Below are 25042 nucleotides of genomic sequence, written 5' to 3' on the forward strand. Positions count from 1 at the left end.
CCGACCGGCTATTCGTTCAACCTCGACGGCACCAACATCTACATGACGCTCGCCGTGCTGTTCATCGCGCAGGCGACCGGGACGTCGCTGACGCTGGGGCAGGAGCTGCTGCTGCTCGGCGTCGCGATGCTGTCGTCCAAGGGTGCGGCCGGGGTGACGGGAGCTGGGTTCATCACGCTCGCCGCGACGCTCTCGATCCTGCCGACGGTGCCGGTGGCGGGCATGGCGCTGATCCTGGGCGTCGACCGCTTCATGTCCGAGTGCCGCAGCCTGACCAATTTCATCGGCAACGCGGTGGCGACGATCGTGGTGGCGCGCTGGGAGGGGGCGCTGGACCGCGAGCGGCTGCGCGCGGCGCTGGGCTGACCGCGACCGGGGCCGCCCGCTGGACATCCGCCCGCGCCGGGGGCACTCCGTCGCCACCAGGAGGGATGATGCCCGACTTCCAGACCATCACCGCCGAGCGGCAGGGCGACGTGCTCGTGCTGACGCTCAACCGGCCCGACCGCCTCAACGCCGCCTCGCTGGAGCTGGCCGACGAGCTCGCCGAGGCGCTTGACCGGCGCGACGGCGCGCGCGCGGTGCTGCTCACCGGCGCTGGGCGCGCTTTCTGCTCGGGCGCGGACCTGCAGGGGCGTGGCGAGCGCATCGCTTCGGTGGGGCAGGGCAGCCACCGCGCGCTGACCCGCACCTACAACCCGCTGATGATGAAGCTCGCCGAGCTGGAGGTGCCCACCGTCGCCGCGGTCAACGGCGCGGCCGCGGGCATCGGCTGCTCGCTTGCGCTCGCCTGCGACTTCGTGGTGGCGGGCGCGTCCGGCTATTTCCTGCAGGCGTTCGTCAATATCGGGCTGGTGCCCGACGGTGGCGCCTCGTGGATGCTGACGCGCCTGGTCGGCAAGGCGCGCGCGACCGAGATGATGATGCTCGGCGAGCGGATCGGCGCGGAGCAGGCGGCGCAATGGGGCCTGATCCACAAGGCCGTGGCGGATGCAGCGCTGATGCCCGAGGCGCTGGCGCTCGCGGCGCGGCTGGCGGCGGGGCCGACGGTGGCGCTGGGCGTGATGCGGCGGAACCTCCAGCTGGCGATGGACGGCGGCTATGCCGACGCGCTCGGCCGCGAGGCGGCGGGGCAGCGGATCGCCGGTGAGACCGGCGACGCGATGGAGGGCGCGCAGGCATTCCTCCAGAAGCGCAAGGCAGAGTTCAGGGGCGCGTGACGACGTGGCCTGCTCGCTAGCGCTGGCCGCCGCGTCGCCGGGCGGAGGTCACCCGCGGGCGCGCGCGCCGTTCCGGGCGACGGCGGACAGCTTCGCGCAATGAGCGCCGCCGGGCGGCCATGACGCTCGGCGTCTCGGTCGCCGAGCTGGTCCGCGACGGCCGCGCCGGCGGCGCGCTGCGGATGGGCCTGTCGCGTGTGTCTGAAGCCGAATGGATGCAGCCGGCGGTCGATCGCCAGGCCAGGGCGGCGGCGTTCGACCGTTATCCTGACGCCCTGCAATGCCTGCCCGGCGCGGCGGCGGCCGGGAACGAAGCCGCGGCGTTGCGCGGTGTCGCGGGTGGGCTGGCAGACGCGGCGCGCGCCGGCTGGGAGGATCTCTGCCTGCTGCAGGCGGACGCCGTCGGCGCCTGGGTGCTGACCGCCGGCGCGGTCGGCTTCCCGACCGATTGGCGGCTCGCCGACAAGCTCGGCCTGCCGCTCACGGCCGTCCACGCGCCGATCCACGGCTATGCCGAGCAGCTGGCAGCGGCGGTCGACCATTTTCTCCGCACGCTGCCGCCCGGGCCGATCTTCGGCCGCGCCAACTGGTTCGTCGTGCCGAGCGCAGCGTGGCGCTACCTGCCGGGCGACGCGCCGGCGGAGCGGTTCGCGCACGTCACGGCGGCGAACGCGGGTGAGACCCTGTTCGTCCGCTGCGAGCGCCAGACGCTGCGCCGGCTGCCTGCAACGGGCGCGGTGCTGTTCACCATCGGCATCGCCGTCGCGCCGCTCGGTGGCCTGCCCGGGGATATGGTCGCGCGGATCGCCGGCGCGGTCATGGCGTTGCCCGCCGGCGAGGACGAACGGCGCGCTGCGCCCTTCTATGCCGACGCCCTCGAGGGCTATGCGACGGCCAGAGCAGCACCGGAGAGGGCGGTTTGATCGACACGCCTCGCCCCCGGCCGGGAGAGCACGACAAGTTGCGACATATTCGCGCTGGACGCCGGGAGACGGGTTGGCCAGAGCCGCGGGTGATGCGCCGTCTCGCCCCGCTCCTTGCCCCCCCAGTGATCCTGGGCGTCGCGCTCGCGGGCTGCACGGTGGGGCCGGACTATCATCCGAAGTCGCCGGCGGAGCTGGGCGTCCCGGACGTCTATTCGGTCGCGGCCGGCCAGGCGCGCGAGGACCTGACGCATTACTGGACCCGTTTCGACGATCCGGAGCTGGCCAAGCTGGTCGAGCAGGCGCGGGCCGCCAACACCGATCTCGGCCAGGCGGTCGGCCGGTTGCGCCAGGCGCGCGAGGCGCTGGTGCAGAGCCGCTCGTCGCTGCTGCCCACCCTGACCGGCTCGGCGGGCTACAACCGCGACCTCAATATCCGCGGCGGCGCCAGCAGCTTCACCGATCCGACGACGGGGACGACCACCACCATCACCCGCTCGGCCGGCAACAGCTTCTCGCTGGGGCTGGACGCGGAATATCAGGTCGGCCTGTTCGGCGAGATCCGCCGCACGATCGAGGCGACCCGGGCGGAACAGGATGCGGCGCGTTTCGATTACGCGGCCGTGCTCGTCACCGTCGTCAGCGAGACGGCGCAGAATTACATGCTGGTGCGCGCCTACCAGGCACAGATCGCCAATGCGCAGGCGAGCCTGGCCATCCAGGACGACAATCTGGAGATCGCCGGCTTCCGCGTGCAGGCGGGCCTCGTCTCCTCGGTCGATGTCGAGCAGGCGCGCGCTGAGCGCGCGCAGACCGCGGCCACGATCCCGCAGCTGCAGCAGCAATATGCCGCCGCGGTGGCGCGGCTGGGCGTGCTCACCGGTCAGGCGCCCGGCGCGCTGCGGGCGGAACTGACCGCCGTTCAGCCGATCCCCGGCGGCCCGGCGACGGTGGCCGCGGGCATCCCCGCCGACACGCTGCGCCAGCGGCCCGACGTGCGCTCCGCCGAACGGGCGCTGGCGGCGGCGACGGCGCGGATCGGGGTGGCCGAGGCGCAGCTCTATCCGGCGCTGGCGATCAGCGGCAACATCGATACCAACGCCACCTCATTCGGCGACATCGGGCGTACCATCACCGGCGGGCTGTTCGCCGGGCTGACCCAGGCGATCTTCAACGGTGGCCGGCTGCGTTCCCAGGTCCGGACCGCGCGCGCGGTCGCCGACACCGCCTTCGCGGCGTACAGGGGCTCGGTGCTGACCGCGCTCGAGGACGTGGAGAACGCGCTCGTCGCCTATCGCGCCGCGCAGGACCGGGAAGGCCAGTTCGCGATCGCCGCCGACGCCGCCAACGCGTCCGCGATCCTCAGCCGCAGCCAGTACCGCAGCGGCCTGACCGATTTCACCACGCTCAACCAGCAGGAGACGGCGTTGCTCTCCGCCCAGAACGGGCTGACCCAGGCGCGATCGGACCAGGCGACCGCGCTGGTCGCGCTCTACGCCGCGCTTGGCGGCGGCTGGGACGACGCCTCCATTCCCGACATTAGCCCTCGAAAGCCCCGCTGATGGCCGATCCCCAGCTCGACGATTTCCTGGGCGTGAAGCCCCAGCCCGCGTGGCGACGCAACGCCAAGTGGGTCGCGGTCGCGGTCGGCGTGGTGCTGCTCGTGCTGCTGCTGTCCAGGTGCGTGTTCGGCGGCAGCACGGACGCGCCCTATGCGACCGCGCCGGCGCGGCGCGGCAACCTGACCGTCACCGTCTCGGCGACCGGCAAGCTCGCGCCGATCAACCAGGTGGTGGTCGGCTCGCAGCTGTCGGGCCTGGTCACCAAGGTGGTGGTGGACGTCAACGACCGCGTCGTCGCCGGCCAGCCGCTCGCTCTGATCGACCCGCAGCAGATCGACGACCAGATCCGCCAGCAACAGGCGCAGATCGCCGCCAACCAGGCCGCTGTCGGCCAGGCGCAGGCGACCGTCGCGCAGAACCGGGCGCAGCTCGCCCGGCTGGAGGAGGTGTCGCGCCTGTCGGGCGGCCGCGTGCCGTCCAAGACCGAGCTGGAGACCGGGCGCGCCGACTATCAGCGGGCGGTGGCCGCGCTCAAGACCGCGCAGGCCAATGTCGTCGCCGCGCAGGCGCTGCTCGCGCAATCGCAGACGCAACGGCAGCGCGCCGTCATCCGCAGCCCCGTCACCGGCGTGGTGCTGGCGCGCCAGGTCGATCCCGGTCAGACGGTGGCATCCTCGTTCAGCACGCCGACACTGTTCGTGATCGCCGAAGACCTGACCCGCATGAAGCTGGAGGTCGCGATCGACGAGGCGGACGTCGGCTCGGTCCAGCAGGGGCAGAAGGCGAGCTTCACCGTGGATGCATTTCCCGGCCGCACCTTCCCGGCGACGATCACGCGCGTCGATGTCGGCTCCAATCTGACGGTGAGCGCCGCGAGCACGTCGACCACCACCTCCGCCACGTCCACCACGGGCCAGGTGGTCAGCTACGCCGCCGACCTGTCGGTCGCCAATCAGCAGGGTGAGCTGCGCCCCGGCATGACGGCCACCGCCGACATCGTCACGGCCGACAAGCAGAACGTGCTGCTCGTCCCCAACGCGGCGCTGCGCTTCAAGCCGACGACGGGGACGGGCGGTCAGGGGGGCGGCATCGCCGGCTCGCTCACCTTCCGTCCGCGCCGCGGCGGGGCCGAGCGCACCGCCACCGTCGGCCGCGGCGCCACCCAGACGCTGTACGTCAAGGGCGCGGACGGCCAGCCCAAGCGCACGCCCGTCGTGACGGGCGACACCGACGGGACCATGACGGAGGTGCTGAGCGGCCTCCAGCCCGGCGCGGAGATCATCACCGGCCAGCTGGCGACCACGGGCGCGACGAGCGGCACGACCCGCAGAAGCGGCGCGAGTGGCGGTAGCGGCGGTAGCCGGCGCAGCGGCGGCCAGGGTGCGGGAGGTGGCGGTGCATAGCCGTCATGCCGGCCCTGTCCCGACATCCACGCCCGGTTCGGGCCGTGCGCGCGCTGGCGTGGCGTCGGGCAACGACGGCAGTGGACCCCGGCACTGCGGCCGGGGTGACGGAGGGCATCTTGCCTGACCCCCTCATCAGCCTGCGTAACGTGGTGAAGACCTATGGCGCCGGCGCGACCGCCTTCCAGGCGCTGAAGGGTGTCGACCTCGACATCGTCGCGGGCGATTTCGTCGCGGTCATGGGCCCGTCAGGCTCGGGCAAGTCGACCACCATGAATATCCTGGGCTGCCTGGACGTGCCATCGAGCGGCGACTTCAAATTCCGCGGCTTTCCGATCCAGACGCTCGACCGCGACCAGCGCGCGCTGCTCCGCCGCCGCTATCTCGGCTTCGTCTTCCAGGGCTTCAACCTGCTCGCGCGCACTTCCGCGCTGGAGAATGTCGAGCTGCCGCTGCTCTATCGCGGCGACGCCAAGACGGAGCGGCGCAAGGCGGCGATGGCATCGCTCGACAAGGTCGGGCTGGCCGACTGGTGGGACCATACGCCCGCCGAGCTGTCGGGCGGCCAGCAGCAGCGCGTCGCCATCGCCCGCGCGATCGTGACGCACCCCGACGTGCTCCTCGCCGACGAGCCGACCGGCAACCTCGATTCGGAGCGCTCGATCGAGATCATGGAGCTGCTCACCGACCTCAACCGCACCAGCGGCATCACCGTGCTGATGGTCACGCACGAGGCGGACATGGCCGCCTTCGCGCGCACGATCGTGCATTTCAAGGACGGGCTGGTGGAGCGGATCGAGCGCAAGCACCGGCAAGGCGCGGAGGTGGCGGCGTGACGCGTCTTGCAACCGTGTTCCCCTCCCGCTTGCGGGAGGGGCTAGGGGAGGGCCTGTCGCAGCTCCATCCAGCACAAGCCCTCCCCCGACCCCTCCCGCAAGCGGGAGAGGGGTAGATGTTCGGCACCACCCTCGTCCTCGCGCTGCGCTCGATCGCCAGGCACAAGCTGCGGTCGTTCCTGACCATCCTCGGCATCATCATCGGCGTCGGCGCGGTCGTCACCATGGTGACCCTTGGCAAGGCCACCACCGCCGCGGTGCAGCAGAACATCTCCGCGCTGGGGGCCAACGTCCTCCAGATCCGCCCCGGCCAGGGCTTCGGCCGCGGCGGCGGCGGGCCGCAGCCGCCGCCCTTCAAGCAGGACGATGTCGACGCCATTGCCCGACAGGTCGCGGGCATCACCGCCGTCGCGCCGCAGGTCAGCAGCGCCGCGACCGCGATCTACGAGGGCGCGAACTGGTCCACCACCATCAACGGCACCACCAGCGCCTTCCTCACCGTCCAGCCCTGGCCGCTCACCTCGGGGCGCTACTGGACGGCGGCCGAGGAGGGAGCGGGCAAGGCGGTCTGCCTGATCGGCAACACCGTGCGCCAGAACCTCTTCCATGGTGGCGGCGCGGCCGGGACCAGGATGCGGATCGGCGCGATCACCTGCACCGTGGTCGGTACGCTCAACACGCGCGGGCAGGGCGGCTTCGGCGATCAGGACGACGTGGTCGTCATGCCGATCAAGACGGTGCAGCGGCGCTTTACCGGCACTCCCGACATCCGGCTGATGCTGGTCGGCGTCGACCCCGCCTATTCCAGCCCCGCGATCCAGTCCGCGATCACCGATCTGCTGCGCGAGCGGCGCCACATCCAGGGCGGGCGCGACGACGACTTCAATATCTTCGACACCGCGCAGATCCGCGACACGCTGACCAGCACCACCACCTTGCTGACCCGTATCGTCGCCGCCGTCGCGGCGATCAGCCTCGTCGTCGGCGGCATCGGCATCATGAACATCATGCTGGTGAGCGTCACCGAGCGCACGCGCGAGATCGGCATCCGCCTCGCGATCGGCGCCGTGGCGGCCGAGGTGCTGCTGCAGTTCCTGGTGGAGGCGGTGGCGCTGTCGTGCCTGGGCGGGCTGATCGGCCTGCTGATCGCGCAGGGCGTGATCCTGGTGCTGACGCCGCTGATGCAGGTGCCGTGGACGTTCGACCTGCGCATCAACATCATCGCGTTCGCCATCTCGGCGGTGATCGGCGTCGTGTTCGGCTATTTCCCCGCGAGTCGCGCCGCGGCGTTGAACCCGATCGACGCGCTAAGGCATGAGTGACACAGCCCCGTCTCCCCGGCCTTGAGCCTCGGTCCCGCTATTCCGCCGGGACGTGAAGAAGCGGGATCCCGGCTCAGGGCCGGGATGACGAGGACCGGACCTTCACCAGTGCCCGCAGCTGTTCCAGCTCCTCGGGGGTGTCGACGTCGATCAGCTCGGCGGGCGAGGTGACGACGTGCCGGCCCGAACGCACCAGGTCGCGTGCGCCCTCGTCGCCCTTGAGCGCCAGCAGAAAATCGAACCGCGCCGCCCCGAACAGCGCCGGCGGCTTGGTGTCGCGGCCGTCGCTCGACGCCACCACCGTGTCGCCGTCGCGCGCCGCGTCGAACAGGCGGAAGACGTGCGCGGCGGTGACGCGCGGCATGTCGGCGAGCGCGATCAGCACGGCCTGCGCGCCCTCCGCCTTGGCGCAGCCGACGCCGATGCGGATCGACGAGGCCATGCTGCCCGTCGGGTCCGCGTTGGGCATGACGCGATAGCCGTGCGCGGCATAGTCGAGCCGGGCCCCGCCCGTCACCGCGATCCGCTCCCGGAACGGAAGGTCCTCCAGCGCCACCGCGACATGCAGCCCCAGCGCCCGGTTGAGGAACAGCTCCTCGAGCTTGGAGCCGACATCGCCGAACCGCTCGGAGCGGCCGGCGGCGAGCAGCACCAGGATGGTATCCTCAACCCTTATCATGGAAAGCCCTCACCATGGCGGCCGCGACGGACAGCGCGATTTCGGACGGTCCGATCGCGCCGATGTCGAGCCCGACCGGCGCGTCGATGCGATCGAGCTGCGCTTCGCTCAATCCGGCCGCCGCCAGCCGCTCGCGCCGCGCCGCGTGGCTCTTGCGGCTGCCGAGCGCGCCGACATAGGCGGCGTCGCTCCGGAGCGCCGCGATCAGCGCCGGATCGTCGATCTTGGTGTCGTGGCTGAGCGTCACCACCGCGGTCGCGGGGTCGGGACGCAGCGCCGCCACCGCCTCATCCGGCCAGCGGTCGTCCAGCGGCACGCCCGGGAAGCGTTCGTCGGTCAGGAAGCGCGCGCGCGGATCGATCACCGTCGCGTCAATGCCGAGCGTGCGTGCCAGCCCGGCCAACGCCTGCGCGATCTGCACGGCGCCGACGATCAGCAGCCGGCGCGGCGGATCGTAGCGGTTGAGGAACGCCTCGCCCGTCTCCTGCGGCCGCAGGTCGGAGTGCCCGGTCGCCAGATTGGTGGTCACCGTCAGCGCCCGGCCGGTGTCGCGCGCCTCGGCGATGCGATCGAACAGCTCGGGGTCGAAGCCCTCGGCGGTCACCGGCTGCACCATGACGGCGATCTCGCCGCCGCAGGGCAGGCCCACTTCCCAGGCGGATTCGTCGGCAACGCCGTAGCGCCGCACCTGGAAGGGCGCGCCGGCGATCACCTCCGCGGCGGTCTGCAGGATATCGCCCTCGACGCAGCCGCCCGAGACCGAGCCCTCGAACCGGCCGTCGGCATGAACCAGCATGTGGCTGCCCCGCGGCCGCGGCGCCGAGCCCCAGGTCGACACCACGGTGGCGAGCGCCAGCGGCTCGCCCTTCCAGGCGTGCGCGGCGGCGATGACGGTATCGTTCTCGGCCATGGATGCGTAACTCCGTCGTGCCGGCCTTGTGCCGGCATCCACCCCTAACTCGCGGACGGCGGCACGTGCGTCGCCGTGGACGCCGGGACAAGCCCGTGACGATCAGACGTCCGGCAATCCTGCCAGCAGCTTGTCGGGCGTGATCGGAAAGTCTCGCACGCGCACGCCGCAGGCGTTGTACACCGCGTTCGCCACCGCCGCGCCGGCACCCGAAATGCCGAGCTCGCCGACGCCCTTCGCGCCGACGGGATTGGCGTGGTCATCCACTTCTTCGATGAAGGCGATCTCGATCGGCGGCACGTCGGCGGCGACGGCGACGTGGTATTCGCCGAAGTCCGGCGTGACGAAGCGGCCGGTGCGCGTGTCCACCACCGCCTGTTCGCACAGCGCGTAGCTGATCCCCCACACCATGCCGCCCGACAGCTGGCTCGCCGCCGTCTTGCGGTTGAGCACGCGGCCGACCTCGAACACCCCGGTCATCCGCCGCACGCGCACCTCGCCGGTGACGGCGTGGACCGCCACTTCGGCGAACTGCGCGCCGTGGCTCGCCTGACTGGTGTGACGGCTCGCCTTGCCGGGCCCGGTCTTGCCCAGCGCCGTGATCGGCTCGCCGCGGACGAGCTCGGCGAGCGGCGTCTCGCGGCCGCCGGCCTGCACGCACCCGTCCTTGAGCGTCAGCTCTTCGGGGGCGGCGTTCATCCGCCGGCCCAGCTCGGTCAGGATGTCCTCGCAGGCGAGCGCCACCGCCGAGCCGGCCGAGCCCGCGCCGAACGACCCGCCCGAGCCGGCCGACGGCGGCAGCTCGGTATCGCCCAGCGTCACGGCCACGCGGTCGATCGGCAGCCCCAGCATCTCGCCCGCGACCTGCGCCAGGATCGTGTAGGTGCCGGTGCCGATGTCGGTCATGTCGCACGCCACCGTCGCCGTCCCGTCCGCCTCCAGGGTCACCCGCGCCTGCGCGTTGACGGTGAAGTTGCCGCGCAGCGCCGCCGCCATGCCGATGCCGATCAGCCAGTCGCCCTCGCGCCGCGCGCCCGGCCCGGGCAGCGTCGCCGGCCAGCCGAACCGCCGCGCGCCCTCGTCATAGCAGTCGATCATGCGCCGCGTGGAGAAGGGCTTGCCGCTCATCGGGTCCGTTGCCGGCTCGTTGCGGCGGCGCAGTTCGATCGGATCGAGCCCGAGCCGCTCGGCCAGCTCGTCCATCGCGCATTCCACCGCGAAGGTGCCGATCGCCTCGCCCGGTGCGCGCACCGCGCCCGTCGCGGGCAGGTCGACGCGGACCAGATCAGTGCGGAAGTGCCGCACCTCGCCCGCGTAGAGCGGCAGCGTGCCGAACGGCACCGGCTCCAGAAAGTTCGAATCGTCGTTCTGCGCCGCCACGCTCTCGTGCGCGACGGCCTTGATATGGCCCTGCGCGTCGCAGCCGAACCGGATCCGCTGCACCGTATCGGAACGGTGGTGGACCAGATAGGCGGTCTGCGCCCGGGGCAGCGCCACCTTGACCGGCCGGCCGATCCGCTCCGCCGCGATCGCGGCCGCGATCGCTTCGGGACCGACGCCGGTCTTGCCGCCAAAGCCGCCGCCGACATAGGGCGCGAGCAGTCGCACGCGTTCGGGATCGATGCCGAGCGCCTTGGCCACGGTCTGCCGCCCGCTGCCGATCACCTGGTTGCTGGTCCGCAGCGTCAGCCGGCCGTCCTCCCACCAGGCGGTGGTGGCGTGCGGCTCCATCGCGGCGGGGAAGTGGATCGGCGTGGTGTAGGTCGCGTCCAGCACCACCGCGCAGTCGGCCAGCGTACCCTCCAGATCGCCCTTGGCGACGGTCGGCAGGAAGCCGATGCCGTGATCCGACTGCGGGGTCTGGGCACGCGCGTCGAAGCGGCCGGGGATCGCCGCCGCCGTCACCCGCACCAGCCCCGCCGCCTCGCGCGCGACCGCCTGGCTGTCGGCGACGACGATCGCCACCGGCTGGCCGTAGTGGAAGATCCGGTCGGTCCCCTGGCTCGACAGCTTCTGCGAGTTGCTCCCGCCCGACGGCAGGCGCGGGTCGCCGTGGATCACCGCGATCACGCCCGGCAGCGCCTCGGCGGCGGTCGCGTCGATCGCCGTCACCCGCCCGCGCCCGATCGGCGCGCCGACCATCGCGGCATAGGCGACGTTATCGGGGGCGCCCTCATAGGCGTAGCGCGCCGCGCCCGTCACCTTGGCCGGCCCGTCGATCCGGTCGAGCGGTCGCCCGAGCACGCCCTGCGTCGCGCGATCCAGCGCCACGGGGCGATAGGGCGCGTCCATCATCAGCTCGGCCATCAGCGTGTCTCCGTCAGCTCGGCGAGCGTCGCGATCAGCGTTCGGCGGACCAGCGGGATCTTGAAGTCGTTTTCGCCCTGGCCGCGCGCGTCCGCGAGCAGCGCGTCGGCCGCGGCCGCGAAGACCGGGCGGGAGGGCGCCTGCCCGATCAGCGCCGCCTCCGCCGCGGCGCTGCGCCACGGCAGCGGCGCGAGCCCGCCGAACGCCAGCGCGGCGTGCGCGATGCGCCCCTCCGCCACCGCCACCACCGCCGCGACCGACACCAGCGCGAAGGCATAGGACGCGCGGTCGCGCACCTTGCGATAGGCCTGGCGCGCGCCGCCGGGCGGCGGCGGCAGCGCGACGCCGGTGATGAGCTCGCCCGGCGCCAGCACCGTCTCGATCTGCGGCGTGTCGCCGGGCAGGCGATAGAAACCGCCGAGCGGGATGCGGCGGCGATCCCCGTCCGCCTGTAATGTCACCACGGTCGCGTCGAGCGCGCGCAACGCCACCGCCATGTCGCTGGGGTGCGTCGCGATGCACTGCGCCGAGCCGCCGAGCACCGCCATGATCCGCGTATGCCCGCCGATCGCCGCACAGCCCGCGCCGGGCTCCCGCTTGTTGCAGGGGGACACGCGGTCGTAGAAATAATAGCAGCGCGTCCGCTGGAGCAGGTTGCCGCCCACCGTCGCCTTGTTGCGCAGCTGCCCCGACGCGCCCGCCAGCAGCGCGCGGGCCAGCACCGGCCAGCGTGCGATGATCCGCGGATCGGCGGCGAGATCGCTGTTGGGCACGAGCGCGCCGATCAGCAGCCCGCCGTCCGCCTGCGCCTCGATCCCGCCGAGCGGCAGCCGGCTGATGTCGACGAGGCTCGCCGGCGTCTCGATCTCGCTTTTCATCAGGTCGAGCAGATTGGTGCCGCCGGCGATGAACCGTGCGCCCGCCGCGCCGCCGTCGCGCGTCGCCGCCTCGGCGCTCTCCGCGCGGGTGTAGCTGAAGGGCTTCACGCCGCCTCCGCCCGCCGGAGGTCGGCCGATGCCACTGCCGCAATGGCGGCGACGATGTTCGGGTAGGCCGCGCAGCGGCAGATATTGCCGCTCATCCGCTCCGCGATCTCGCGGTCGCCGAGGTCCGGCGCGGTAAGGTCGGCGCTGGCGTGGCTCGGCCAGCCGCGCGCCGCCTCGTCCAGCATCCCCGCCGCGGAGCAGATCTGGCCGGGCGTGCAATAGCCGCATTGATAGCCGTCGTGGCGGATGAACGCCGTCTGCAGCGGGTGCAGCGCATCCGCCGTCCCCAGCCCCTCGATCGTGGTGATCGCGTCGTCCTGGTGCATCACCGCCAGCGTCAGGCAGCTGTTGATCCGCCGCCCGTCGACCAGGATCGTGCAGGCGCCGCACTGGCCGTGGTCGCAGCCCTTCTTGGCCCCGGTCAGGCCCAGATCTTCGCGCAGCAGATCGAGCAGCGAGGTTCGGATGTCGGGTTCGGCGTGATAGACACGGCCGTTGATGGTCCACTGCATGGCGGCAGGATAGCGGAAATGAAGGGCAAGGGAATGCGGCTCGTGGCGGCCCTGTTAACGCTGGTTTCGGCCGGGGCGGCGGGGCAGGGTAGGCCGATGTCGACTCCCATCCTCATCGCCCATCGCGGCGCGTCGGGCGAGCGGCCCGAGCATACCCTCGCGGCCTATGAGCTTGCGATCGACGAGGGCGCCGACTTCATCGAGCCGGACCTGGTGCCGACGAAGGATGATGTGCTCGTCGCGCGTCACGAGAACGAGATCGGCGGCACCACCGACGTCGCGAGCCACCCCGAGTTCGCCGGCCGGCGAACGACCCGAACGATCGACGGGGCGCAGGTGACCGGCTGGTTCGCCGAGGATTTCACGCTCGCCGAGCTGCAGACGCTGCGCGCCCGTGAGCGCCTGCCGGAGCTGCGCCCGGCCAACGCCCGGTTCGACGGGCAGTTCGCCATCCCGACGCTGGCCGAGATCATCGCGCTCGCCAAGCGGCGCTCGGCCGAGACGGGGCGGACGATCGGCATCTATCCCGAAACCAAGCACCCGACCTATTTCGCCGCGATCGGCCATCCGACCGATCGCCTGCTGGTCGAACAGCTTCGCGCCGCCGGCTGGGACTCGGCCGCTGCGCCCGTATTCATCCAGTCGTTCGAGCTGAAGAACCTCCAGCACATCCGCACGCTCACGAAAATCCGCCTGATCCAGCTGATGGACGGGCAGGGCGGCCCCGCCGACGGGACGGTAGCCAGCTACGCGGCGATGGCGACGCCGGCCGGACTGGCGACGATCGCGCGCTATGCCGACGGCATCGGCCCGAACAAGGCCATGGTCGAGGGCACGACACTGGTCGCCGACGCGCACGCCGCCGGGCTGAAGGTGCATCCCTGGACGTTCCGCCAGGAGAACCAGTTCCTGCCCGCCGCGTATCGCCGCGGTGCCGATCCCGCTGCGGCCGGTGATGTCGCCGGCGAGCTTCGCGCCGCGTTGCGCGGGGGCATCGACGGGTTCTTCACGGACTTCCCCGCCATCGGCTTCGCGACGCGGCGCGACGCCGCCAAGGAATAGCCGATGCGCAAGGTCTTCATGCTTGCCCTGGCGCCGCTCCTGATCGGCGGCTGCGTCCGCACGTTCGCTTCCGTCGCCACCGCGCCGGTGCGCGTCACGGGCAAGCTGGTCGACTGGACGACGACCAGCCAGTCGGAGGCCGACCGCAACTACGGCCGCAAGATGCGCAAGGCCGAGGAGCGCGAGGGCCGCGAGCGTCGCGCCTGGGCGAAACGGTGCAAAGGTCGTGAGAGCCAGCCTGAGTGCGAGCACTATTCCGGTTTTCGCGCCGCTGGCTAGCGTTCCGGCGCGTTGAAGGAACTATTTGCGCCCTATCAAATCGGGACGCACTTTTACACTCTTTTCACCTTTTCGCCCGGCGCGGGCGCGTGCTAGGCCCCCGCCAGCAAGGGGGAGTTAAGAATGATGCGTAGCAAAATGGTCGCGGTCACCGTCCTTGGGGCGTCAATGGTTGCCCTTGGCGGATCGGCAAGTGCGACGGTCGTGCCGGGCGACACGTTCAGCGTTGCCGTTACGGGCTTCAGCGACGTTGACGGAATCTACCTGGCCGGTCCGCTCACCGCGATCTTCGGTCAGACGCAGACCTTTGCGGGCGCGGGGCCTGGCGGCCAGACTGTCACCGTCACTTCGTTCGAGACGGTTGGCGCGACGATGACGACCGATTCGGTATCCGTCTTTGTCCCCACCAACTTCGTCCCCAGCGGTGCCACGGCAGGCGGCAAGCCGATCAACTTCATCGAGTTCGATCTCGGCGAGTTCTATGCCGACTCCGACGGGATCGATTTCCTGTCGCCGATCACCGGGGCGAACTATGCGGGCAGCGTGGTGTATGCGGGCGGCACCGCAACTCTCAATCCGCAGGTCACCCTGTCGAACAACAACGCCAGTCTGGCGATGGGCGTAGCCGTCCAAACGACGGACGGGTCGGATATCAGCCCGCTGGTCGTGAGGCGGTTCAATTTCTCGGTGACCTATGCGAACCCGGTCACCTCGGCGGTGCCCGAGCCGGCCAGCTGGGCACTGATGATCGCGGGCTTCGGTGCTGTCGGCTTCTCGATGCGCCGCGCCGTGCGCCGCTCGGACGTCCGCTTCGACGACCGTATCCGCCGCATGACCGCCGGCGAGATCGCCTAAGCCGGCGCTGTAGATCCGGGCTCAGGACAGGGCGGCGTCCAGGAGCTTCGCGAGCCTGAGCCCGCCGCGCAGCACCTGCAATCGGGCGGCGGGAACCAGGCTGGCGATGGTGGCGTCATCCAGCGTCACCTTCGCGGGCGAGGCCCCGCACGCATCGCCGCCCAGCGCGCTCGCATAGACCACGTCGTGCGCGACCTGCCATGATTCGTGGCTCCAGTCCGTCACCGTCCCCGCCGCAACGCGCGCGCGCTCTGCGGCCGGGTAGCGGCGGACCAGCGACGGCCCGGTGGTGATCGCGCGCTCGGCGAGCGGGCCGTCCCAGATCGAATGGAGGTTGAACCGGGGCGGGCTGTAGCTCCCATAGGCGGCGGCGAGGTCGTTGCCGCCCTTGTCCGCCTTCTCGCCGGCATGGAGCGGCTGGTGCAGGTCGCCGACGAAGTGGAGCAGGAAGGCGAGCGCCTGCACCCGCCCGGCGCGCGGCGTGGCACGATCGCGGAGCAGCGCTACGTCGCGCGTGATCTGCGCCGACACGCAGTTGCCGTCCCTGCAGGCGGGCTGGAGATCGAAGGGCTGGCAGATCTCCACATCCTGGAAGTGCCAGCCATAGGCATAGCCGAAGCGCGGCTTGCCTTCGGCATCCTTCAGCGGCTTGACGCAATCGGGCCAGACCGCCGCGTCCGCCGGCGTCCGGGCGGGGCATTCGGGCGTGCCGAGCAGCGTCTCGTCGGCGAGGATGCGGCCGACGGCGCGCCGCGTCGCGGGCCGCACGTTCGCCATCGCGATCCGCGCGATCGTCTGGTGCCCGAACTCCCAATAGGCCTGGGCGGGACTGGCAAAGATGACCGTGACGGCCGCAAGGGCGAGACGAAGTCGGATCATGCCGCGCCCTACCCTGCAATGTCAGGCCTTCCAACCGCCATCAGCCGGCGCACGTGCCATAACTGCGCTTGATCCGGGCGAGATTGTCGGTGAGCGGCTCCAATCCGGCAGCCCGGCGCAGCGCATTTACCTTGGCTGCGTCCTCGAGCGGGTCGGGTGCCCATTGCTCATCGCGGCACGTGAACTGCGTACCGTACCGCTGCTTTCCGACGAGCTTCAACATGACCCGGTCATACAGATAGGCATAGTCCTTCGACGCCACCTCGCCGCGCGCGGCGAGCGGCTCCATCAGCTTTAGCATATCGAGCTGGAACACCGGATCGTCGTCGGCGTGTTGCACGAGCAGCCATGCGCTGTGCGACGCATCCTTGCCCACGGTGCCGATCGTGGGCCAGCCCTGCGCGGCGACGGTCGCTTTCAGCCAGGCGGTATTGGCGTGGTCGCGCTGTGCGATCGCCAGCCAGATCAGGCCTAGCGCTACCCCTTGCGCGGCCGGATCGAGCGGCGGCGCGCCGGCTACCTCCCCTTTGTCCCACGAAGCCGACCCGCGGAGGACCTGATCGGTCATCGGTCGGGCGATCAGCAGTGCGGTGGTGTTCGGCTGATCCGGATCGGCGGTAGCCTGGGCCAGCGCGGCGCTCCACACGACCGCCTGGGCGATCGGCCGGGCTCGGGCAAGCGTCGCCTGGAACGCCGGCCAGCTGCTGCCCTGTTCGCTCTGCGGCAACGCATAGCCGGTCCCCGCACGCGCCGGTGCCGTTGCTTTCCTCAATCCCCCGTGCGGCGACGCTGCGCCTGGCGAGATCGGCACGGATCCGCGCGAACTGCTCGGCGCGACAGGTTTCGCGCCACGACCAAATCGTTTGCCATTGCGCCTTCTGTTCAGGGGAGGCGTCGGAGAACCGACCGCGCAGCCAGCCGTAATCGCCTGGCTCGAGGCGGCCATCCTTGATGTACGGCGCAAGCGCGGCCGGCGGGGGGCTTCGGCGGTGCGCAGTGAGGCAAGGACGAGGGCAACAGCAAGGCGCTTCAGCATGGGCGGCAGGCTTCCGCGTAAATGCGGCGCCAGTGAGGCTACTCGTCCCCGTACAGCGCGATCCGCCGCTCGCCCGCCGCGGTCGCGACCGCGCGGTTCATGCCGGGCGTGCTGAAGCGCCAGGCCGCGTCGCCCTCGCGTCCCGCCACGATCACGCCGCCGGTGCCGCCCAGCGCCGTTACTTCGGCCAGCACCACGTCCGCCGCCGCCGCCACCGTTTCACCCAGCAGCCGCAGGCGCGCCTCGATCGCCTGCGCGACGCCGACGCGCAGAAAGGTCTCCCCCGCGCCGGTGCACGAAACCGCGCCGCCGCGATCGTCCGCCCAGGTGCCCGCGCCCGGCACCGGCGAGTCGCCGATCCGGCCCCAGCGCTTGCCGGTGACGCCGCCGGTCGAGGTGGCGGCGGCGAGGTGGCCTGCGGCGTCGCGCGCAACGGCGCCGACCGTGCCGTATTTCATGTCGACATCGTAGCCGTCGCCGTCGGCCAGCAGTTCGGCAAGGTTTGCGCGGCGCGCGTCGGTGACGAACCAGCCGTTCTCGACCTGCGCCATGCCGATCGCGCGCGAGAAGGCGTCCGCGCCGATCCCGGCCAGGAAGACGTGCGGGCTGCGCTCCATCACCGCGCGGGCGAGCGCGACGGGGTGACGGGTGCAGCTGACCCGCGCCACCGCGCCCACCGCGCGCGTGCATCCGTCCATGATCGCGGCATCGAGCTCCGCCGTGCCGTCGCGCGTCAGCGCCGCGCCGCGGCCGGCGTTGAAGTGCGGGTCGTCCTCCAGCACCCGCACCGCCGCCTCCACCGCGTCGAGCGCCGCGCCGCCCGCCGCCAGCACCGCCGCGCCCGCATCCAGTGCGGCAGCGAGCCCCGCGCGCGTGCCCGCTTCCGCCTCAGCCGAGGTCCGGCCGCGCTCGATCCGCCCCGCGCCGCCATGGATCATCAGCGTCCAGCCCATGGCGGCGCGGGTAGCAGACGCGGCGGCGCGCGCCACCCGCTTCGCCAGATCGACGGCTCCGCGCGGTCCGCATGCCCGGCGGATGCTGCGGTCGCGCCGCGCGGGGTTCCGGTCGGGCGGCCGAAGGCGTATAGCGCAACGCATGTCCCTACGTCCCTGGCGCGACATCGCGCGCCGCCCGTCCCGCCAGATCATGGTCGGTTCCGTCCCCGTCGGCGGCGACGCGCCGGTGACGGTGCAGACCATGACCAACACGCCGACCAGCGATCCGCGCGCCACGATCGACCAGATCCGGCGCTGCGAGGAGGCGGGCGTCGACATCATCCGCGTCTCCTGCCCCGACGTGGAATCGACCGCCGCGCTGCGCCAGATCGTCCGCGCCGCCCGCGTGCCGATCGTCGCCGACATCCATTTCCACTACAAGCGCGCGCTGGAAGCGGCCGACGCGGGCGCGGCGTGCCTGCGCATCAATCCCGGCAATATCGGCTCGGCCGAGCGGGTGCGCGAGGTGGTCAACGCCGCCAAGGCGAACGGCTGCGCGATCCGCATCGGCGTCAACGCCGGCAGCCTGGAAAAGGACCTGCTGGAGAAATACGGCGAGCCCTGCCCCGAGGCGCTGGTCGAATCGGCGCTCGACCACATCAAGCTGCTGCAGGACCACGACTTCCACGAATACAAGGTCGCGGTGAAGGCGTCGGACGTGTTCCTGGCGGTCGCCGCCTATCAGCAGCTCGCCGAGGCGGTAGACTGCCCGCTGCATCTCGGCATCACCGAGGCGGGCGGGTTCGTCGGCGGCACGGTGAAGAGCGCGATCGGCATCGGCGCGCTGCTCTGGTTCGGGATCGGCGACACCATCCGCGTGTCCTTGTCCGCCGAGCCGGAGGAAGAGGTGCGGGTCGGCTTCGAGATCCTCAAGAGCCTCGGCATTCGCAACCGCGGTGTCCGCGTCGTTTCCTGCCCCAGCTGCGCGCGCCAGGGCTTCGACGTGATCCGCACCGTGCAGGCGCTCGAGGAGCGGCTGACGCACATCCGCACGCCGATGTCGCTCTCCGTGCTCGGCTGCGTGGTCAACGGCCCGGGCGAGGCGCGCGAGACCGATATCGGCATCACCGGCGGCGGCAACGGCCGGCACATGGTCTATCTGTCCGGCGTCACCGATCACCATGTCCAGGACGAGGGCATGATCGAGCACATCGTCCGCCTGGTCGAGGCCAAGGCCGCCGAGATCGAGGCGCGCGAGGAGATCGGCGCAATCGCGGCGGAGTAGTCCAGGCGCGGAGAAAGAACGACCCGATTTGGCACGCTGAGCGCCCCTGTCCTTCCCGGGCGAAGGCCGGGGCCCGGTACCGGAGAGCGTTCGCGTTGATTCGCGGAGCGGGGGCAGCGGCCGCGAGCAGGGCGTCGCCAGCGACGTCGCGCCGCCGACCGGACCGGATCGGGCGACGCGAGGGGGACCATGACGGCGGCTCCGCACGACGGCCGATGCTTTGCGGATCGGGCGCGCCGCGTCCAGGGCGAGAGGCGTTAACCAGCCCGCTTAGCCGCCCTGCAAGCGGCGGCCGTTACCGCCGTGGAATGGGCCGTCTGCTCTTTCTCGCCCTCGCGCTGGCCGGCGTCGGCGCGGTGCTGTCCGGATCGCCGCGGACCCCCGCCCGGCCCGCGCCAGCTCCGAGCACGGTTGCCACCGCGACGGCGATGCCGCCCGGCGCGTATCGTCCGGGCGAGCCCGGCGTCGTGCCCGGGGCCGTCGATCTGCCCCGGGCCGCCGACGGTCATTTCTACGCCGACGCGCAGGTGGAGGGGCAACCGGTGCGCATGGTGGTGGACACGGGCGCGACCGCGGTGGCGCTGACGGTGGACGATGCGCGGCGGCTGGGACTGCCGATCGATCCGGCCGGTTTCCGCGTGATCGGGACGGGCGCGTCCGGACCGGTGCGCGGGGCGGCGGTGATGCTCCGCGACGTGGCGGTCGGCGGGCGGCATGTCGGCCCCGTCGAGGCGGCGGTGGTGGCGGGGCTCGACCGCTCGCTGCTCGGCCAATCCTTCCTGCGGCTGCTGGACGAGGTGCGCATCGACGGCGACACGATGACGCTGCGCTAGCGTCATCCAGCTGAAGGGAGCCATCTCTTCCACCGCCTTCCCGCCAAAGGCCGGGGCCCGGTATCGGGCTGCACCAGCCAGCAGGACGCCGCTCCGAAACGCATCGCAACTGGGGCCCGGCCTTGGAGTCCCCGCAAAGTAACACTTGCGGGGTGCCCCTGCCGCCGGGGAGGCGAGCCGATTAGCGGGATCGCATTGTAATTCGATGGCGCGGTTGCCGAGCCGGCGGCCGCGCGCGTCCGCCTCGCCATCACGCTAGTCGCGGCCCGGCCGCCCGGCTAAGCCGGTGGGGTGAGCCGGACGCCGCCCGCCATCGCCTTCGCGGTCGCCGCGCTCGGCATCGCCCTCTTCTGCTGCCTGGATGCGCTGATGAAGGGGCTCGGCCTGGCGCTCGGGGCCTATAGCGCGCTGCTGTGGCGGACTGTCGTCGGGCTGGCGGTGACGGGTGCGGCCTGGGCGGCGACCCGGCCGGCCTGGCCGGCGGCGCGGCTGCTGCGGCTGCATGTCGGGCGCGGCGTGGTGGTGAGCGGCATGGCGATCCTGTGGTTCCACGCGATCACGCTGATGCCGCTGGCGGAGGCGATCGCAATCTCCTTCTTCGCGCCGCTGCTCGCGCTGTGGCTGGCCGGCGCGCTGCTGGGCGAGGCGGTGGGTGCGCGGGCGGTGGCGGGATCGTGCCTGGGGCTGGCGGGCGTCGGCGCGATCGTCGCCGGGCGGCTCGGCGCGCCGCACGGGCCGCGCGTCGTCGAGGGCGTCGCGGCGGTGATCGCCTCGGCGGCGCTCTATGCGGTCAATCTGGTGCTGCAGCGGCATCAGGCGCAACAGGCAGCGCCGCAGGAGATCGCCTTCTTCCAGACCGCCACCGTGCTCGCCTGCCTGCTGCCCTTCGCCTCCTGGGCGGCGCTGCCGACGGCGGGGCAATGGCCGTTGATCGCCGCTGCTGCGACCTGTGCCTCGATCTCGCTGCTGCTGCTCTCCTGGGCCTATGCGCGCGCCGAGGCGCAGGTGCTGCTGCCGAGCGAATATACCGGCTTCCTGTGGCTGGCGCTGCTCGGCCGGCTGTTCTTCGGCGAGGCGCTGACGGCAGCGACGCTGGTCGGCGCGGCGCTGATCGTCGGCGGCTGTCTGCTCGCGGTGCGCCAGCGCCCGCCCCCACGGCCGCAGGAGGCCATGCTGTGACCGCCGCGATCCGTCCCGCCCGGCCGGCGGACGTGCCGACGATGCTGCGCTTCGTGCGCGAACTCGCCGCCTTCGAGCACGAGCCGCACGCGGTGCAGGCGAGCGAGGCGGACCTGCACGACGCGCTGTTCGGCGACGGGCGGGCCGCCGAGGCGATCATCGCCGAAGCCGGCGAGCCGGTCGGCTTCGCGTTGTTCTTCCACAATTTCTCGACCTGGACGGGGCGGCGCGGGCTCTATCTCGAGGACCTGTATGTCACGCCGGCGGCGCGCGGACAGGGCGTCGGCGCGGCGCTGCTGCGTCACCTCGCCGGCGTGGCGCTCGATCGCGGCTGCGCGCGTTTCGAATGGGCGGTGCTGGACTGGAATGTGGACGCGCTCCGCTTCTATCGCGGGCTGGGCGCGATCGGCCTGGACGAGTGGACGGTGCAGCGCGTGACGGGCGAGGCGCTCGCGCGGTTGGCGGGGCGGGGCTGATGGCGGTCGATGCTCGGCTGGTCGCGTGGAGCGAGGAGGCGATGGCGCCGCTCGGCACGGTCACGCGACGGCCGATGATGGGCGAGCGCACGCTCCATTGCGACGGGATGGTGTTCGCGATCCTGGCCGCCCGCGCGCTCTGATCCAAGGCGGACGCGGCGAGCGATGCGCCATGGGATGCGGCCGGGTGCACGCGCTTCGCCGACGAGCGCCGACGCCCGTCAGGAAACCGCGCCGACGCCGAGCGATCAGGCCTTGTGCATGCCCGGCGCTTCGTCGCCCTCCTGCTTGGCCTGCTCGTAGCGGTCGATCGCCTCCAGGGTGATCCGCCGCGCTGCCGACGCGTCGCCCCAGGTGCCCATGCGCACCCACTTCGTCTTCTCCAGATCCTTGTAGTGGGTGAAGAAATGTTCGATCTGCTCGAACACGATCTCGGGCAGGTCGGAACGCTCGCCGACGTTGGAGTAATAGGGGAAGGTCTGATCGACGGGCACGCAGACCAGCTTCTCGTCGCCGCCCGCCTCGTCCTCCAGGTTCAGCACCGCGATCGGCCGGGCGCGGACCACGCAGCCCGGAATGAAGGGCGAGCGCGATACCACCAGCGCGTCCAGCGGATCGCCGTCCGGCGAGAGCGTGTGCGGCACGAAGCCGTAATTGGCCGGATAGCGCATCGGCGTGTGCAGGATGCGGTCCACGAACAGCGCGCCCGACGCCTTGTCGAACTCGTATTTCACCGGCTCGCCGCCGGTCGGGACCTCGATGATGACGTTCAGGTCGTCCGGCGGGCTCTTCCCCGTCGGGATCAGGTCGATGCGCATCTTTGCTACTCACTTTCGTTCGTGCGGCGCTTCGGCGTAAGCCGAAGCCTGACAAAATCAACGCGGAGCGAGAAGGCGGTCGAGGCCGGTGTCGCCGGTCCCGGTCTTGACGAGGTGCGGGTAACGCAGGCCGCCATGATAGTCGATCGCGACCGTGGTGACGCGGTCGCCGCGCTTGAGGGTGAGCCGGATCGGCTCCTTGACGGCCTTGGCCGCAGTGATCGCCGCCGCCATCCGCTCGGCGGAATAGGCGGTATCGCCGACCGCGAGGATCTGGCCGCCCAGCACCAGCCCGGCCTTGAACGCCGGGCCGTCCCACAGCACGCTCGTCAGATTGCCCTGGGGGTCGGCGGCGAAACCGGTCGAGTAGGTGAAATCCGCCCCGCGGGTCTTTGCGCCTTGTTGCGACACCTTGGTCGGCTGGTCGGTATAGGTCAGGGTGTAGCCGCCCCTGGCCAGCCCGTCGAGCGGCGCGCCGGTCGTCGTCTCGGTCACGCGCCGGGTCAGGAAGCCTTTCCAGTCGTAGGGCACGACGGTGGCTAGCGTCTGCGCGACGTCGTCCAGCGTGTAGGTCAGCTCGCCATAATCGCCGTCGCGCCCACCGAAAAAGGCGCGGGCGAAATCGTCGATCGACTTGGCGCCGTGGCTCTGCGCGCGGATGATGCCGTCGGCCTCCAGCCAGATCAGCAGGCCCTCGTTGTAATAGTCCTCGCCGCGCTGCCACGACGCCCAGCCCTTGGGCCGGCGCGCGTTGAGGCTCTCGTCATAGGTGGTGTCGGTCAGCGAGCGCCAGCGGCGGCCCGGTGCGGTGTCGAGCCCGGCGGCGATGGCGGCGACCTGGTCCAGCGTGTCCTGCTTCGAGACCAGCCCCGCGCGCGCCTGCAGGACATAGCCGAAGAACTGCGTGCCGCCCTCATAGACCCAGAGCAGGCCCGGCCGCATCGGCTGATCGTAGCTGGGCGTCCAGAGGTCGGCGGCGCGGCGGAACTTGCCGTCCCAGCTGTGGCTGTATTCGTGCGGCAGCAGGTTGCGCGCGGCGGCATTCTGCTCCCATTCGGTGAAGTAACCGGGCCGCGTGCCGTCCTCGGAGCTGCGGTGATGCTCCAGGCCCGAGCCGCTCAACTGGTCGGAAATCGAGAACAGGAAGTGGTAATCGTCGTAATGCTGCGTGCCGAACAGCTTCACCGCCTGTTCGACGAGGCGGGTGTGCGCGGCGATCTGCTCGGGCGTGGCGGCGAGCTCTTCCGGCCGGTCGGCGAAGGTGTCGAGCGTCACGCGCCGCGTGAGCGGGAACGCCTTGTAGTAGCGGCCCGCCAGCACCGGCGAGTCCATCAGCACTTCATAGTTGGTCAGCTGGTATCTGTAGGTGGTGCCCGCATGGGTCGACGGCACGGCGGAGACGGCGGTGAAGCCGTCCGGATATCTGACGGTCGCGGCGACCGGAATGTCGCGGACGAAATAGCCCGCCGGGTAGAGGCTCATCGAGATCCACTGGAGCCGCAGCATGTCCGGCGAGCTGAACACCGCGCCCTGGTCCGTCTTCACGGCGGACACGAACTGGAAGCTCGCCTCCACCCGCTTGGCGCCCGCGGGCACGTCGATATGGTAGGCGAACAGGTTCACCGGATCGCGGCGCCAGGGCAGCTCGGTCGCGCCGGCGCGGAAGTGAAGGCCGGTCACCTTCTCGATCTGGCCGGACGGGGCATGGTTGCCGGGGATCCAGCGCGGGTAGAAGATCACCGTGTCGCCGCTCTGCGCGACGGGAATCGTCTCCCTGACCGAGAAGATGCCCTGCTGCGGATTGGTGGCGTCGATGTCGAGCGTGATCGTGCCGGGATAGGGCCGGTCCTGCGGCGGCGGGATCGGGGCGGGGTAGGGCGCGGGCTGCGGCGCCGAGTTGCCGGCCGGGACCTGCGCGAGGGCGGGCGCGGCGGCGGCGAGCAGCAGGACGGCGAGGCCGGAGCGGGGCATCGGAATCTTTCGGACGGAGCGGACCCGGCGCGCGCCTTACGCGGGCGAAAGCGCGGGCGTCCAGACGTTTATGACAGCGGCTATGACCCGCCGCCGCTGCCGCCGCCGATCACGTTGATCGTAAAGGCGAGCACGCCCAGGTTAAACACGAACGCCGCCATCGTATGCCCCAGCGCGACCGTTCGCACCCGGCGCGAGGTGATCTCGACGTCGGAGGTCTGGAAGGTCATGCCCAGCGTGAAGCTGAAATACAGGAAGTCCCAATAGTCGGGTTCGTCGCAATGCGGGAAGTCCAGCCCCTTGTCGTCGCCCTGCCCATCGGTGTCGCCGTAATAGAGGTGCGCATAGTGGACGGCATAGACGACGTTGGAGAACAGCCAGGCGAGCACCAGCGTCGTCACCACCAGTGCGATCGCGACGACATCGTTCTTGCCCTGCAGCTCCTTCGCGACCGCGACCAGGATCACGATCATCACCGCGCCGGTAAGGCCCAGCAGCACGGTGCGGTTGGCGTCGTTGCGCTGGGCCTGTTCCCTGATCTGGTCGGCCTCGCCGCGGCCGAGCAGCGGCGACAGGGTGACGAGGAACACCAGGGCGGCGAGATCGAACCCCGCCAGCACCGCGCGGCCGAGCCCCAGCCAATGGGTCGCGATCGCGGCGACAACGGGGAACAACACGCAGAACAGCAGGAAGCGCGGCGGCGCGATCCGTTTGCCCAGCCCGATGGGGTTCGCCATGGCCCTCGCCTAGCGCTTCGCCGCGCCCTCGCCTAGA

Annotated in this window: 26 protein-coding genes; 15 read left to right on the forward strand and 11 right to left on the reverse strand. The window is 71.3% G+C overall.

All coding sequences use genetic code 11. From position 1 onward, the window contains the following. From ACFE64_RS07970 to ACFE64_RS08000, 7 genes are all read left to right on the forward strand, one after another. The coding region (locus tag ACFE64_RS07970) for a cation:dicarboxylate symporter family transporter (RefSeq protein WP_375391928.1) at positions 1–366 on the forward strand (366 nt) is incomplete at its 5' end. 65 nt (positions 367–431) lie between these two features. Next, positions 432–1220, forward strand: coding sequence for an enoyl-CoA hydratase-related protein (locus ACFE64_RS07975; protein ID WP_375391929.1), 789 nt, complete (start codon positions 432–434; stop codon positions 1218–1220). A gap of 119 nt (positions 1221–1339) precedes the next feature. Next, complete coding sequence (locus tag ACFE64_RS07980; protein WP_375391930.1) at positions 1340–2143, forward strand: heme-dependent oxidative N-demethylase subunit alpha family protein; 804 nt, start codon at positions 1340–1342, stop codon at positions 2141–2143. 92 nt (positions 2144–2235) lie between these two features. Then, positions 2236–3705: an efflux transporter outer membrane subunit gene (locus ACFE64_RS07985; protein WP_375391931.1), complete on the forward strand. Its 1470-nt coding sequence runs from the start codon at positions 2236–2238 to the stop codon at positions 3703–3705. Beyond that, the gene (locus ACFE64_RS07990) at positions 3705–5108 is read left to right on the forward strand and encodes an efflux RND transporter periplasmic adaptor subunit (RefSeq protein WP_375391932.1); all 1404 of its coding nucleotides are present in this window, start codon (positions 3705–3707) and stop codon (positions 5106–5108) included. Before ACFE64_RS07985 ends, ACFE64_RS07990 begins: the two co-directional genes overlap by 1 nt. Positions 5109–5224: 116 nt before the next feature. Continuing rightward, positions 5225–5944: an ABC transporter ATP-binding protein gene (locus tag ACFE64_RS07995; protein ID WP_375391956.1), complete on the forward strand. Its 720-nt coding sequence runs from the start codon at positions 5225–5227 to the stop codon at positions 5942–5944. A gap of 116 nt (positions 5945–6060) precedes the next feature. Next, positions 6061–7266: an ABC transporter permease gene (locus tag ACFE64_RS08000; protein ID WP_375391933.1), complete on the forward strand. Its 1206-nt coding sequence runs from the start codon at positions 6061–6063 to the stop codon at positions 7264–7266. A gap of 73 nt (positions 7267–7339) precedes the next feature. On the opposite strand, the gene ACFE64_RS08005 is transcribed toward ACFE64_RS08000, so the two are convergent. The 5 genes from ACFE64_RS08005 to ACFE64_RS08025 form a co-directional block, all read right to left on the reverse strand. Further along, complete coding sequence (locus ACFE64_RS08005) at positions 7340–7945, reverse strand: nucleotidyltransferase family protein (RefSeq protein ID WP_375391934.1); 606 nt, start codon at positions 7943–7945, stop codon at positions 7340–7342. After that, complete coding sequence (locus ACFE64_RS08010; protein ID WP_375391935.1) at positions 7932–8855, reverse strand: XdhC family protein; 924 nt, start codon at positions 8853–8855, stop codon at positions 7932–7934. The genes ACFE64_RS08005 and ACFE64_RS08010 overlap by 14 nt, the downstream gene beginning before the upstream one ends. Before the next feature lie 102 nt (positions 8856–8957). Then, positions 8958–11162: a xanthine dehydrogenase family protein molybdopterin-binding subunit gene (locus ACFE64_RS08015; protein ID WP_375391936.1), complete on the reverse strand. Its 2205-nt coding sequence runs from the start codon at positions 11160–11162 to the stop codon at positions 8958–8960. Continuing rightward, positions 11162–12148: an FAD binding domain-containing protein gene (locus tag ACFE64_RS08020; protein ID WP_375391937.1), complete on the reverse strand. Its 987-nt coding sequence runs from the start codon at positions 12146–12148 to the stop codon at positions 11162–11164. Before ACFE64_RS08020 ends, ACFE64_RS08015 begins: the two co-directional genes overlap by 1 nt. Then, a complete protein-coding gene (locus ACFE64_RS08025) occupies positions 12145–12660 on the reverse strand; it encodes a 2Fe-2S iron-sulfur cluster-binding protein (RefSeq protein ID WP_375391938.1) in 516 nt (171 codons plus the stop codon). The genes ACFE64_RS08020 and ACFE64_RS08025 overlap by 4 nt, the downstream gene beginning before the upstream one ends. Before the next feature lie 33 nt (positions 12661–12693). Between ACFE64_RS08025 and ACFE64_RS08030 the strand changes: the two genes are divergently transcribed. From ACFE64_RS08030 to ACFE64_RS08040, 3 genes are all read left to right on the forward strand, one after another. Next, complete coding sequence (locus tag ACFE64_RS08030; protein ID WP_375391957.1) at positions 12694–13722, forward strand: glycerophosphodiester phosphodiesterase; 1029 nt, start codon at positions 12694–12696, stop codon at positions 13720–13722. A 3-nt stretch (positions 13723–13725) separates the two neighbouring features. Then, positions 13726–14001, forward strand: a complete 276-nt coding sequence (locus ACFE64_RS08035) for a hypothetical protein (RefSeq protein ID WP_375391939.1) — start codon at positions 13726–13728, stop codon at positions 13999–14001. Positions 14002–14139: 138 nt separating this feature from the next. Further along, a complete protein-coding gene (locus ACFE64_RS08040) occupies positions 14140–14856 on the forward strand; it encodes a PEPxxWA-CTERM sorting domain-containing protein (RefSeq protein ID WP_375391940.1) in 717 nt (238 codons plus the stop codon). A gap of 21 nt (positions 14857–14877) precedes the next feature. On the opposite strand, the gene ACFE64_RS08045 is transcribed toward ACFE64_RS08040, so the two are convergent. From ACFE64_RS08045 to ACFE64_RS08055, 3 genes are all read right to left on the reverse strand, one after another. Next, positions 14878–15735, reverse strand: a complete 858-nt coding sequence (locus ACFE64_RS08045; protein WP_375391941.1) for a S1/P1 nuclease — start codon at positions 15733–15735, stop codon at positions 14878–14880. A 40-nt stretch (positions 15736–15775) separates the two neighbouring features. Beyond that, entirely contained in the window at positions 15776–16462 is a 687-nt protein-coding gene (locus ACFE64_RS08050; protein ID WP_375391942.1) for a DUF6624 domain-containing protein, read from the reverse strand. Positions 16463–16809: 347 nt separating this feature from the next. Continuing rightward, positions 16810–17724, reverse strand: a complete 915-nt coding sequence (locus ACFE64_RS08055; RefSeq protein WP_375391958.1) for an isoaspartyl peptidase/L-asparaginase family protein — start codon at positions 17722–17724, stop codon at positions 16810–16812. 142 nt (positions 17725–17866) lie between these two features. Here ACFE64_RS08055 and ispG point away from each other — a divergent pair, with 142 nt between their 5' ends. From ispG to ACFE64_RS08080, 5 genes are all read left to right on the forward strand, one after another. Beyond that, entirely contained in the window at positions 17867–18991 is a 1125-nt protein-coding gene (gene ispG, locus ACFE64_RS08060) for a flavodoxin-dependent (E)-4-hydroxy-3-methylbut-2-enyl-diphosphate synthase (RefSeq protein WP_375391943.1), read from the forward strand. A gap of 308 nt (positions 18992–19299) precedes the next feature. Then, positions 19300–19824: a TIGR02281 family clan AA aspartic protease gene (locus ACFE64_RS08065; RefSeq protein WP_375391944.1), complete on the forward strand. Its 525-nt coding sequence runs from the start codon at positions 19300–19302 to the stop codon at positions 19822–19824. Positions 19825–20115: 291 nt separating this feature from the next. Beyond that, entirely contained in the window at positions 20116–21003 is an 888-nt protein-coding gene (locus tag ACFE64_RS08070; protein ID WP_375391945.1) for a DMT family transporter, read from the forward strand. 41 nt (positions 21004–21044) lie between these two features. Next, positions 21045–21479, forward strand: a complete 435-nt coding sequence (locus ACFE64_RS08075; RefSeq protein WP_375391959.1) for a GNAT family N-acetyltransferase — start codon at positions 21045–21047, stop codon at positions 21477–21479. Beyond that, positions 21479–21622, forward strand: coding sequence for a hypothetical protein (locus tag ACFE64_RS08080; RefSeq protein ID WP_375391946.1), 144 nt, complete (start codon positions 21479–21481; stop codon positions 21620–21622). The genes ACFE64_RS08075 and ACFE64_RS08080 overlap by 1 nt, the downstream gene beginning before the upstream one ends. 105 nt (positions 21623–21727) lie before the next feature. Here the strand turns inward: ACFE64_RS08080 and ppa are convergent, their stop codons facing one another. From ppa to ACFE64_RS08095, 3 genes are all read right to left on the reverse strand, one after another. Then, positions 21728–22297 (reverse strand): inorganic diphosphatase, encoded by a 570-nt coding sequence (ppa, locus tag ACFE64_RS08085; RefSeq protein WP_375391947.1) that lies wholly within the window; start codon positions 22295–22297, stop codon positions 21728–21730. A 57-nt stretch (positions 22298–22354) separates the two neighbouring features. Next, complete coding sequence (locus tag ACFE64_RS08090) at positions 22355–24268, reverse strand: M61 family metallopeptidase (RefSeq protein ID WP_375391948.1); 1914 nt, start codon at positions 24266–24268, stop codon at positions 22355–22357. Positions 24269–24348: 80 nt separating this feature from the next. After that, on the reverse strand, positions 24349–25005 hold the full coding sequence (locus tag ACFE64_RS08095; RefSeq protein ID WP_375391949.1) for a DUF1345 domain-containing protein: 657 nt from the start codon (positions 25003–25005) through the stop codon (positions 24349–24351). Between the last annotated feature and the right edge of the window lie 37 nt (positions 25006–25042).

The sequence above is a fragment of the uncultured Sphingomonas sp. genome (assembly GCF_964250165.1).
GTDB lineage: Bacteria > Pseudomonadota > Alphaproteobacteria > Sphingomonadales > Sphingomonadaceae > Sphingomonas.